This window comes from Candidatus Chryseobacterium colombiense, assembly GCA_029203185.1.
Taxonomy (GTDB): domain Bacteria; phylum Bacteroidota; class Bacteroidia; order Flavobacteriales; family Weeksellaceae; genus Chryseobacterium; species Chryseobacterium colombiense.
The window spans coordinates 3,433,519-3,446,350 of sequence record CP119310.1; the positions used below are offsets into that span (position 1 = coordinate 3,433,519).

Genomic DNA, 12,832 nt, shown 5'->3' on the forward strand with positions numbered 1-12,832 from the left:
GTAGAAAAAATGAACAAGACTTTCAAAATATATGCTTTCATATTCATCATTATTATGGTGATATTGGCATTGCTTGAAGTAAACAAAAAAGAGGTTACAGATTGGCGTAAGAATTTTGATGTGGAGGAAAAATCTCCTTTCGGATTATTCGTTTTTAATCATGAAAGCAAAGACCTCTTTAAAGGAAAACTGAAGAAGGTTAATGTTTCGGCTTATGAATTTTACAATCAGAATAAAAATAAACCCGCTCATAATATTCTCATCGTTGAAAGCGAAATCGACATGGAATCCTGGAAAAAAATAATGGATCAGGTTTCCAAAGGTTCTGATGCGATGATTATTGTCAGTCAGCTTCCGAAAAATATTTCAGACAGTATTGGGTATTATGATTCGCAGATTTCTTTTGAAGAAGAGAATTATTTAAAACTCACCGATAAAAAATACCAGGGAGATTTTATTCATTTAGACAAATTTCCTTCAGGAAGAGGCTTTTCTTATATAAAGCCCGGAGTTGAGGTTCTGGGTAAGACGGTAGAAAAAAATAACTCAGATCAGGCAAATTTTATTAAAGCAAAATTCGGGAAAGGCACTTTTTATGTACATTGTGAACCTTTGTTCCTTACCAATTATTATCTGCTGAAAAAGGGAAATGTAAAATATTTTCAGGATGTATTTTCTTATCTTCAGGACAGAGATACCCTTTGGTTTGTAGAAAGCAATACCAAAGAATCTAGGTTTTTCATGAGATTTATTTTATCAAAACCTGCTCTTAAATATGCTTGGTGGGTGTTTTTGGGAGGATTGGTATTCTTTATTTTCTTTAATGCCAAAAGAAAACAAAGAATAGTTCCCATTATAGAACCTTTGAAAAATACTTCTGCAGAATTTGTAAAAAGTATAGGTAATTTATACCTTCAGGAAGGTGATTTCCATGATATGATGGCTAAAAAAGCCCAATATTTTTTAAATAAGGTAAGGCTTGATCTTTTAATCGACACTCAGAATCTGGATGAGGATTTTGCTAAAAAACTTCATTTAAAAACAGGGAAACCTATAGAAATGATTGAAGAAGCAATTAAGCTGATCAAAAAAGGACAGGATCCTTATTATAGCGTGATGAAAGAAGATCTTGTAAGGATGAATAAACTGTTGGATGAAATAATTAAAATATAACAACATGATAATCTGATAATGTAACCAATGTAGTTGTCATTCTGAGCAAAGCGAAGAATCTTATTGCTAAACGGCTATATTACCAGATTCAAAAACATAATAGTATGGATAATTTTGAAAACCCAAATTTAGACAATCAAACTGCTGTAGATCTTGAAAAGAGAGAAGGGGATTTTCAGTCTCGCATAGACATGATGGAACTTCGTGCAAGTTTGGAGAAAGTAAAAACTGAAATCGCTAAGGTGATTGTTGGTCAGGAAGACATGATAGAGCATCTTTTGGCAGCTCTCTTATCAAATGGTCATGTTCTTATAGAAGGGGTTCCGGGAGTAGCAAAAACCATTACGGCAAAATTACTGGCTAAAACGATTGATGTGGATTTCAGCAGAATCCAGTTTACTCCGGATCTAATGCCTTCGGATATTTTGGGAACCTCTGTTTTCAGTGTGAAAAATTCTGAATTTGAGTTTAAAAAAGGCCCAATTTTTTCCAATTTTGTTCTGATTGATGAGATCAACAGATCACCGGCGAAAACACAGTCGGCTCTTTTTGAAGTAATGGAAGAAAGGCAGATCACCATGGATGGAATCCGTTATACGATGGATGAGCCCTTTTTAGTTGTGGCTACTCAAAACCCTATTGAACATGAAGGTACGTACAGACTTCCTGAAGCTCAGCTGGACCGTTTCCTTTTTAAGATCAATGTAAAATATCCGAATCTTGAACAGGAAATTGCGATCATTAAAAATCAGCATGAAAGTAAAAAAGAAGATAAGACGGATGTTGTAGAACGTGTCATTACGGCTCAACAGCTTAAAAATTATCAGCATTTGGTAAAAGAGATCATTGTAGAATCTCAGCTGATAGAATATATTGCTAAAATCATCATCAATACCAGAGAAAATCAGTTTTTATACTTAGGAGCTTCTCCAAGAGCAAGTTTGGCATTATTAACGGCTTCAAAAGCTTTTGCCGCATTGAGAGGAAGAGATTTCGTAACTCCGGAAGATATCAAAGAGGCAAGCTATGCGGTATTGAGACACAGAGTGATCGTTTCCCCTGAAAGAGAAATGGAAGGCTTAACTGCTGATGAAATCATCCGACAAATTTTAGAGGGAATAGAAATTCCTAGATAGAAAATTGAGAATCAAGATTTATAAATTTTTGAAAAATTAAATTAATAGGTTCCATGACTTTTAATTTCTAAAATCTAAGACCTGCAACCTGAAAACAATGAAAAATCTATACATCAATACACGCTTTTTCTTTGCGCTCATCGGAGTGGGGATTATCTATGTTTTTGCATTTTTCTTCCCTTTTCTGATAATGGTTGCGCATGCTTTGCTGTTGATCATTTTTCTGGCGGTGATGGTAGACTATTTGTTTGTTTTTAACAGAAAGGAAGGAGTTCAGTCGCAGAGAATATTGCCGGAGAAATTATCCAATGGTGATGAAAATCCTGTGAAAGTTGATATTAAAAACAATTACGGATTTAAAATTCATGTAAAAGTCATCGATGAGATCCCTTTTCAGTTTCAGAAAAGAGATTTCATGATTGAAAAGAGTATTGAAGCAGGCAGAAATTCATTTTTTGAATACATTTTAGAACCTAAAGAAAGAGGGGAATACAGCTTTGGAGCTTTAAATATTTTTGTTTCTTCCCCGTTAGGATTGGTTGCCAAAAGATTTACCTTTCAAAAAGATGCCATGTTACCTTCCTATCCTTCATTTATTCATTTGAGAAAATATGAATTGATGGCGCTTCAAAACGAGTTTTTATTGGGGGGAATAAAAAAAATAAGGAAACTGGGACACACGATGGAATTTGAGCAGATCAAAGAATATGTTCCCGGAGATGATGTAAGAACCATTAACTGGAAAGCCACTTCCAAAGCCAATCGATTGATGGTAAATCAGTTTCAGGACGAAAAGGCACAGCGTATTTTTATGCTGATCGATAAAGGAAGAACGATGAAAATGCCATTTAACGGATTAAGCCTTTTGGATTATTCTATCAATGCAACGATGGCTTTATCTCATATTATCCTGAAAAAAGGAGACCGTGCAGGAATGATGACTTTTTCTAAAAAGACTGAAAACAGGGTTGCCGCAGATAATAAATCCGGACAGCTCAAGAAAATTTCTGAAGCTCTATATAACGTTAAAACAGATTTTTTTGAAAGCGATTTCAACAGGCTGTATCAAGATGTAAAGTTTTCTCTTAACCAAAGAAGTTTAGTGTTACTGTTTACCAATTTTGAAACATTGGATGGACTCAACAGGCAGCTGAAATATCTTCGTGGGATTGCTAAAAACCATTTGCTAGTTGTTGTTTTCTTTAAAAATTCAGAAATACAGACATTGATGCATAAAAACCCTGAAAATATGCAGGAGATCTATGATGAAATTGTTGCTGAGAAATTTGAGTTCGAGAAAAAATTAATTATTCAGGAGCTCAGAAAATATGGGATTTACTCAGTATATACGCTTCCCGAAAACTTAAATATCGATGTGATCAATAAGTATCTTGAGATAAAAGCGAGAGGGATTTTGTAAATTTAAAGTGTTGTTTTTAAATTAATTTCAAATTAAAATAAATGAAACAATATTGTCTTTTCGTATTTATTTTTTTAATGCATAGCTGTGATTCTAAATCTCAAAGTAACATCTCTAAAATAGAGAATGAAACTTTTATAAAGAATCATAGAACAAATCTTAATGGAAAACAAATCGTAGAAGAATTGGATAAACTGAATTTCTTTAACTTAACACAGGAATCTGAGGTGGATGAAGAGAAAAGGGTATTAGAAGAGTCTTACAATGAACATAATTTCTTTGAAGGGGATTTACGTGGGGAAACATTGAACTTTGTGGATAATCGTTTTTATTTTGTTGATGGTGAAGAACTTTTTGAAATCGGAGGATTAGTTAATTATTTAAAAATAGTAAAGCCCGTTTTTGAAAAATTAGGTTTAGAACTAAATTATTCTAATGGAAAAAGCATTCAAACAGACAAATATTGGAAACATACAATTAAACTTAACGGAAGGGAATATATTGCATTTGAAAGTAATTTTGGGAAATTAGATTGGGGAATTGCTTACGTGAATTTTATAAAGATGTTAAATTCTGAATTATCGGCTCAAAAAAGCGAAGAAAGATTTTATCCAATATCATGTAAAAATGACGGAAGAATTGTTTTATTAACACCAAAACAATTTGAATTTGTAAAAAAACATTATCCAAATGATGAAGAGCACCCACAAGAAATAGAAATTTGGAAAAAAGAAAATAATATTAAATAAGCAATGAAAATAACACTTAACAGAATCAACGACGATTTTTTATTTGAATGTACCAACTCACAGGGGAATTCAATTTTACTGGATAATACTTCTCAGCCCGGAGCAAAAGGAGTTTCTCCTATGGAAAGTGTTTTGATGGCCGTTGCTGGATGTAGCGGAATTGACGTAGTTTCTATCCTGAAAAAACAAAGACAGGAAATTACTGGTTTTAAAGCTGAGGTTGAAGGAGAGCGTGTTCCTGTTGAAGACGCAAAACCATTCAAAGCGATTAAAGTGAAATTTTTATTAGAGGGAAATATTGATCCTAAAAAAGCATTGAAGGCAGCGCAATTATCTTTCGAAAAATACTGCTCTGTTTCTAAAACCTTAGAACCTAATGTAGAAATAGGATATGAAGTTTTTGTAAACGGCGAGCAGGTTACTAATTAGAAGATTATTAATATTTTAGGGTATTAGAATTTGAACATTATGTTCGGTTCTAATACCCTTATTTATTTACATTAATCTCGGTTTCAATAATTTCGCAACTGTTGCAGTCCACCCTGTCTGATGTGATGCACCTACACCACGGCCATTATCACCATGGAAATATTCAAAAAAGGTGATATAATCTCTGAAGTTTTCGTCAAAATTAAACTTCGCATTTCCTCCATTGAAAGGACGCTGTCCGCTACTATCCTTTAAGAAAATAGAACATAATCTGTGGCTTATATTCTGGGCAACTTCATCAAGATTCCTTTTGTCTCCGCTTCCGGTCGGAAGTTCTACTTTGAGGCTGTTTCCGTAATAATAATGAAAACGCTGTAAACTTTCCACAATCAGGAAATTGATAGGAAACCATATCGGACCTCTCCAGTTGCTGTTTCCGCCAAACATTCTGCTGTCACTTTCTGCAGGCGTATAATAGACTACATTTTCAACACCATGTACCGAGAAAACAAATGGATTTTCTTCATATACTTTCGACATGGCACGAATTCCATACGTACTTAAAAATTCCTTTTCGTCAAGCATTCTTGTTAAAACCTTTGACAATCTGTTTTTACGGAGAATACTCATGAGGTGTTTTCTTCCCTGTCCTTCCTCGTCCCAGTGGGAAACAAGCTTGGTCAGTTCAGGCTTATTTTTTAGGATCCAATCCATTCTCGCGGTGAAGTTGGGCATATTTTCCAGTAATTTATGATCAACAATTTCTACCGCAAACAATGGAATCAATCCCACAATACTTCTTAATCTTAAAGAAACACTGTCACCATTTCCAAGCTGAAGAACGTCATAGAAGAAACCGTCTTCTTCATTCCAGAGACCTTTTGTTCCTTCACCCAGATTTTCCATCGCTTCAGCAATATAAAGATAGTGCTCAAAGAATTTGATGGCCATATCTTCGTACACCTGGTAATACTGAGCGAGTTCCATAGCAATTCGCATCATGTTTAAAGCGTACATTGCCATCCAGCTTGTTCCATCGGCTTGCTCCAGATGTTGTCCGTCTTTTAAAACCATATTACGGTCAAAAGCACCAATATTATCCAAGCCCAGAAAACCTCCTCCGAAAATATTTTTACCGTTTTTATCTTTTCTATTCACCCACCATGTGAAATTCAGAAGAAGTTTCTGGAAAACTTTTTCCAAGAATAAAAGGTCGGGTTTTCCATTTTGCTTTTCATCAATTTTAAAAACACGGAAACAAGACCATGCATGAACAGGTGGGTTTACGTCACTTAAATTCCATTCATAAGCAGGAAGCTGTCCGTTCGGATGCATATACCATTCCTTCGTCAGCAAAAGAAGCTGCCCTTTTGCAAATTCGGCATCAATAATGGAAAAAGGAACACAGTGAAATGCCAGATCCCAAGTTGCATACCATGGATATTCCCACTTATCGGGCATAGAAATAATGTCCTTATTATGCATGTGATTCCATTCCGTGTTTCTTACATAATTGCTGAAATCTCTCGGAGCATCAAAATTAGGATCGCCTTTCAGCCATTTCCCGACATTGTAATGATAAAACTGTTTGTTCCAGAGCAGACCTGCAAAAGCCTGTCTCTGTACATTTTTTTCATCATCATCTACAACATCGCTCTGAATTTCATCATAAAATTCATTGGCTTCATCTACTCTCTGGGCAAATATTTCATCAAATCGGTCAAAAGGTTCGTCCAGGTTATTTGGTGAGAGTCTGAAATCAAAAGTTTTAGAGGCTCCAGCTTCAATCGTTTCATCGAGTAGGAATGAAGCTTTCGTTCCTGTTTTTTCAGGATTTACAGTATTGCTGCCATAGACGATATGATCGTTAATTCCATCTTTGAAATAAGTATTTCCGGGATAAGGTGCTCCATATAATTTCGGATTGTTGGTTTCGTTTTCACAAAACACGCTTTGCACATTATTGTTTCTTGAATAAAACTTTTTAATGGAAATACTGTCATGATTGATACTGATACTTCCGTCATTCGCTGCATTTAATTGAGCTTTATAGGTGTTGTATCCCCATTTCCAGTTATTTCTGAACCAGACTGTTGGCGCAATGACGATCGGAGCGCTGATCTCACTTCTGTTACAAACCGTGATTCTTACTAAAATATCATTATGATCCGCTTTGGCATATTCAATGAAGATATCGAAGTATTCATCCTTATCGAAAATTCCGGTATCAATAATTTCGTATTCAGTTTCCTTTTTGCTTCTCTTAGCATTCTCTGAACGGATTTTATCATACGGAAAGGCATTGATAGGATATTTATACACCATCTTCATATAGCTGTGAGTAGGTGTATTATCCAGATAATAAAAAATTTCTTTGATATCTTCCCCGTGATTTCCTTCAGGATTGCTCAATCCGAAAAGACGTTCTTTTACGATTCGGTCTTTTTTGTTCCAGAAAGAAAAGGCAAAACAGAAAAGCTGCTTTACATCAGAGATTCCGGCAATTCCTTCCTCTCCCCAACGGTACGCATAACTTTCTGCAGCGTCATGATTGGCGAAATTCCATGCATCACCGTTGGAGCTGTAGTCTTCACGTACATTTCCCCATTGTCGGTTGCTTACATAGGGACCCCAGTTTTTCCAGTTGGTATCTTTTAATCTTTGTTTTTCAGCAATCATACTCAGCATTTTTCAATACGAAGGTAGTTTTTTTGAGAAAAAATTCCAACATCCGGAATCTGAATAAAATTTAATATTCACAGGTAAGCCTTTATTTAATGAGGTTTCTAAGCTTTAAAATAATTTATTTTAATATATAAAAGAAATGTTATACCTTTGCACCATTCGTTCATTCAAATATTGAAAATGTTATCAAGAAAGGTTGAGGGATTAGACCCTGTGAAACCTTAGCAACCCTTTGTGAAAGCAAAGAAGGTGCTACGTTCTACCAAATTTATTTTTGGACAGATAACTTACTGAAGTTCTTTTCAGCCATTTCCTGTGGCATTTTCAATTGTATTAAATTTAATAGAATTGAAAACAGAACTAAACTATATTGATCTTTCGTACCGTACAAATTCCAATAAGGAATGCAATATCCCGTTGAGCTACCAGCTTTTCGGAAAAGACTTGTTTTCAGCACCGATCATTTTAGTTAATCACGCTTTAACCGGAAATTCCAATGTTTCAGGCGAAAAAGGATGGTGGAAACAATTGATTGGAGAAGGTCAGGTCATTGATACGAATATCTATACAGTTCTGTGTTTCAATATTCCCGGAAACGGTTACGATGATTTTTTTATTGATGAATACGAAGATTTCACGCCTTCAGATATTGCCAATATCTTTTTAAAAGGTCTTGAAGTATTACATATTAAAAGTGTATACGCCATTATTGGAGGTTCTTTGGGAGGAGGAATCGGTTGGGAAATGCTGGTGAAAAATCCACACTTGGCCGAAATTTTTATTCCTATTGCCTGCGATTTTAAAACCCATGACTGGCTTCACGCACAATGTCTTGTTCAGAAATTCTTATTAAATCAGAATGATGAGCCTTTACAGAAAGCTAGAATTCATGCCATGCTTTGTTACAGAACACCAGAATCTTTAAATGACAGATTTCAAAACAAATATAATCAGGAAAAACAGCGATTAGAGTCAGAAGACTGGCTCATTTATCATGGGAATTCATTAAACGGAAGATTTAGTTTAAAATCATATAAGCTGATGAACCATTTACTGATGAATATTAATGCTGATGAACAGAAACTGGAAAAAATAGAAGCACGAATACACCTGATCTCAGTAGATACAGATTTGTTTTTTCCGGCATCAGAGATTCGAATGTGCTTTGAAAAGCTGAAAACAAAAAAGGAAAATGTTTTCTATCACGAGATACAATCAATTCATGGGCACGATGCCTTTTTAATGGAGTATAAACAACTAAATAATATAATAAAACCTATTCTGAAAATATGACAACATCAGATATTATAAACATCTATCGAAACAAAGCATTGGTAAATTTTGAGGGAAAAGACTTCCTTGGACAGATTGGGGTAGATTCCAGAATTTTCCGAGTACTAAATGATGCAGGGATAAGTGTAGGAGTGATTTCTCAACAGGCGATTGAGAACGGAATTTCTGTTTTGGTAGATGAAAATGATGCGGAAGATGCAGTACGTGTTCTTACTGAAGAATTTAAAAATGAAAAAGCAAAAGGAGCGGTAAGTAATATCTACAATATCAACAATGTAGCGGTGATCGGATTTGTATCTGAAAATTACAATAAAATCCTTTCCGAACTTCAAAGAAACAAGATCTTCCCCTTGCTGTTGAATCAAATCGCATCGGCAGGAAGAGTAAATATAGTGGTGACGGATAACCAAACGGAGATTACAAAAAATATCATAGAAACGGAGATCTATGGAAAACCGAAAGTGGTACATTTAGCTTTAATCGGGCACGGAAATGTAGGAGGGACTTTGGTAGAGCAGATCTTAGATTCTTCACATGATATTTTAACTAGAAAAAGATTACAGCTTAAAATCGTTGCCATTGCCAATTCCAAAAAAATGGCTTTAAACAAAGGTGGTTTTGGAAGCGACTGGAGACAGAAAGTAAATTATTCCCAAACGGAATCTAGCGTAGAAGGACTCATCAATTATGCGAAAGAACACCATCTGGAAAATCTGGTGATGGTAGATAATACGGCCAGTAAAGACTTTGTAAAACATTACGATGTGTTTGTAGATAATGGTTTTGATATTGTTTCCTCCAATAAAATCTACAATACACTTCCTATCGCAAACTATAGAAGTTTAAGAAAAGCATTGGAGAAAAATAAAAAACAGTACCTGTACGAAACCAATGTTGGAGCTGGCTTGCCATTAATTGATACGATAAAATTATTACACCTTTCAGGAGAAAATATTACAAGAATTAAAGGCGTTTTCTCAGGAACACTGAGCTATGTTTTCAATAATTTTTCTTTAAGAAACGATAAATTTTCAACCATTATCAATGAAGCACTGGAGAAAGGGTACACTGAACCGGATCCGAGAGAAGATCTGTCTGGAAATGATGTAGCGAGAAAACTATTGATTTTGGCAAGAGAATTAGATCTGATCAACGAATTTGAAGATATCAATATTCAAAATTTGGTTCCTGAAAGCCTGCTTTCAGTTTCAAAATCGGAATTCCTTTCAAGATTGGAAGAACTGGATGAAGAATACCAGAAAATTAAAGATAATCAGGAATCGGGCCATGTGTTGAGATACGTTGGAGATTTACACGGAGACTTGCAAAAAGAAAAAGGAGAGCTTGACGTAAAATTGGTTTCTGTGCCTGCAACTTCTGCTTTAGGACAGCTGAAAGGTTCAGATTCAATCTTCGAAATTTATACCGAAAGCTATGGTGAAAACCCAATTGTCATCATGGGAGCCGGAGCCGGAGCAAAAGTAACGGCAAGAGGAGTTTTCGGAGACATTTTAAGACTAAGTGAAAAAAAATAAATTAATATAACAATTTAATAATGTTGCAGTTGATCAATATTTTTTATCATTGTCATGCTGAGCTTGTCGAAGCATCTCATTATTATATTGCTACACTCATCATTACTACAATTTAAAACTTTATGGAAAATTTTGAAACCTTCGCAATAAGAACCCAAACTGAAAGAACTCAGTTTGACGAACATTCAACACCTTTATATCTTACGTCCAGCTTTATTTTTAAGGATGCGGAAGATATGAGAGCGAGCTTTGCAGAAGAAAAACCAAAAAACCTTTACAGCCGGTTTTCAAATCCGAATGTAACGGAATTCACAGATAAAATTGCCAAAATGGAAGGTGCAGAAGCAGGATATGCTTTCGCAACTGGAATGGCAGCTATTTATTCAACTTTTGCTACTTTGTTAAATGCAGGAGATCATATTGTAAGCTGCCAGTCGGTTTTTGGTTCGACACACACTTTGTTCACCAAATATTTCCCAAAATGGAATATCGAAACAACATACTTCAAAGCAGAAGATGCTGAAAACGTAGAAAAATATATTCAGCCGAATACTAAAATTTTATATCTGGAAACACCAACCAATCCTGCAATAGAGGTATTGGATTTAGAATTTTTCGGACAGATTGCCAAGAAGCACAATTTAATTTTCATTGTAGATAACTGTTTTGCAACTCCTTATTTGCAACAGCCGATCAAATACGGTGCAGATATCGTGGTTCATTCCGCTACAAAATTAATTGACGGACAAGGTCGTGTTTTGGGTGGAGTAGCAGTGGGAAGAGAAGATTTGATTCGAGAAATTTACCTTTTCGCAAGAAATACAGGACCAGCAATGTCACCTTTCAATGCATGGGTGTTGTCAAAAAGTTTAGAAATATTAGCAATCCGTGTTGAAAAACATTGCGAAAATGCTTTAAAAGTGGCTGAATTTTTAGAAAGCCATCCGAATGTGGAACTGGTAAAATATCCTTTCCTTCCTTCTCATCCAAGCTATGAAATTGCTAAAAAGCAAATGAAATTAGGTGGAAACATCGTAGCATTTGAAATCAAAGGAGGAATTGAAGGCGGAAGAAACTTTTTAGACAACATCAAAATGTGTTCACTCTCCGCAAATCTTGGAGATACAAGAACGATTGTTACGCATCCTGCTTCTACAACGCATTCTAAACTGTCAGATGAAGAAAGAAATGAGGTTGGAATTACGGCAGGTTTGGTTCGTTGTTCAGTAGGGTTGGAAAATGTGGATGATATTATTGCGGATTTGAAGCAGGCGCTTGGATAATTCAATAGGAGCGGGCTTTAGCCCGTTTTAAAATAATAAAATACAAAATGGCTTTAGCCGAAACATACAATGAAAAATTCAGAACAACTATACAAAGCATTATCCGAGAGAATTTTAATTCTCGACGGAGCCATGGGAACCATGCTTCAGCGATATAAATTCGAGGAAGAAGATTATCGTGGTGAACGTTTCAAAGATTGGGAACATCCGGTAAAAGGAAACAATGATTTGTTGTCATTAACGCAGCCTCAGGCGATTGAAGAGGTTCACAGAAAATACTTGGAAGCAGGAGCAGATATTCTTGAAACCAATACCTTTTCAGGAACAACGATTGCGATGGCAGATTACCACATGGAAGATTTAGTGTATGAATTGAACTATGAATCTGCAAAAATTGCGAGAAAAGTTTGTGATGAATTCACATTGCAAAATCCTGATAAACCAAGATTTGTAGCAGGTTCTATTGGTCCGACTAACAGAACAGCAAGCTTAAGTCCGGATGTAAACGATCCGGGTTACAGAGCCATTACATTTGAAGAACTGAGAGTGGCTTACAAACAGCAATGTGAAGCTTTATTAGATGGCGGATCAGATATTCTTTTAGTAGAAACCATTTTTGATACCTTAAATGCAAAAGCAGCATTGTTTGCGATTGATGAAATTCAGGACGAAAGAGGAATCAAAATTCCAATCATGGTTTCAGGAACCATTACCGATGCTTCAGGAAGAACATTGAGCGGACAAACCGCAGAAGCATTTTTAATCTCTGTTTCCCATTTGAATTTATTAAGCGTCGGTTTCAACTGCGCTTTGGGAGCAAACCAACTGACACCTTATTTGGAAACGTTGGCTCACAATTCAGAATTCAATGTTTCAGCATATCCGAATGCAGGTCTTCCCAATGCTTTCGGGAAATATGACGAAACGCCGGAAGATATGGCAGGTCAGATTAAAGAATATGTAGAAAAAGGACTTATTAATATTATTGGAGGTTGTTGCGGAACGACACCGGATCATATTAAAGCAATTGCAGATTTGGTCGAAAAATACGAACCGAGGAAGGTTAGTGTAACAATATAATAATTTATCAAGGTAACAATCTTTTTAAAGAATCTATTGGTAAACTGCT

8 protein-coding genes, 1 pseudogene and 1 riboswitch are annotated in these 12,832 nt (G+C 35.4%); of the genes and pseudogenes, 8 read left to right on the forward strand and 1 reads right to left on the reverse strand.

Annotated elements, in window-relative coordinates; translation table 11 throughout:
* Positions 1-9 precede the first annotated feature (9 nt).
* From P0Y62_15575 to P0Y62_15595, 5 genes are all read left to right on the forward strand, one after another.
* A complete protein-coding gene (locus P0Y62_15575; protein ID WEK69257.1) occupies positions 10-1,173 on the forward strand; it encodes a hypothetical protein in 1,164 nt (387 codons plus the stop codon).
* 191 nt (positions 1,174-1,364) lie between these two features.
* A complete protein-coding gene (locus tag P0Y62_15580; protein ID WEK71821.1) occupies positions 1,365-2,309 on the forward strand; it encodes a MoxR family ATPase in 945 nt (314 codons plus the stop codon).
* A gap of 97 nt (positions 2,310-2,406) precedes the next feature.
* Positions 2,407-3,729 (forward strand): DUF58 domain-containing protein, encoded by a 1,323-nt coding sequence (locus P0Y62_15585; protein ID WEK69258.1) that lies wholly within the window; start codon positions 2,407-2,409, stop codon positions 3,727-3,729.
* Positions 3,730-3,770: 41 nt separating this feature from the next.
* Entirely contained in the window at positions 3,771-4,478 is a 708-nt protein-coding gene (locus P0Y62_15590; protein WEK69259.1) for a hypothetical protein, read from the forward strand.
* A gap of 3 nt (positions 4,479-4,481) precedes the next feature.
* Positions 4,482-4,907 (forward strand): OsmC family protein, encoded by a 426-nt coding sequence (locus P0Y62_15595; GenBank protein ID WEK69260.1) that lies wholly within the window; start codon positions 4,482-4,484, stop codon positions 4,905-4,907.
* Between the two features lie 66 nt (positions 4,908-4,973).
* Here P0Y62_15595 and P0Y62_15600 read toward each other — a convergent pair whose 3' ends face one another.
* Positions 4,974-7,586: a glucosidase gene (locus P0Y62_15600; GenBank protein ID WEK69261.1), complete on the reverse strand. Its 2,613-nt coding sequence runs from the start codon at positions 7,584-7,586 to the stop codon at positions 4,974-4,976.
* Between the two features lie 186 nt (positions 7,587-7,772).
* Positions 7,773-7,881: riboswitch (SAM riboswitch) on the forward strand.
* Between the two features lie 59 nt (positions 7,882-7,940).
* Here P0Y62_15600 and P0Y62_15605 point away from each other — a divergent pair.
* From P0Y62_15605 to P0Y62_15615, 3 genes and pseudogenes are all read left to right on the forward strand, one after another.
* Positions 7,941-10,420 (forward strand): annotated as a pseudogene (locus tag P0Y62_15605) (alpha/beta fold hydrolase).
* A 122-nt stretch (positions 10,421-10,542) separates the two neighbouring features.
* Entirely contained in the window at positions 10,543-11,703 is a 1,161-nt protein-coding gene (locus tag P0Y62_15610; GenBank protein ID WEK69262.1) for an O-succinylhomoserine sulfhydrylase, read from the forward strand.
* Positions 11,704-11,772: 69 nt separating this feature from the next.
* The gene (locus tag P0Y62_15615; GenBank protein ID WEK69263.1) at positions 11,773-12,783 is read left to right on the forward strand and encodes a homocysteine S-methyltransferase family protein; all 1,011 of its coding nucleotides are present in this window, start codon (positions 11,773-11,775) and stop codon (positions 12,781-12,783) included.
* Positions 12,784-12,832 lie beyond the last annotated feature (49 nt).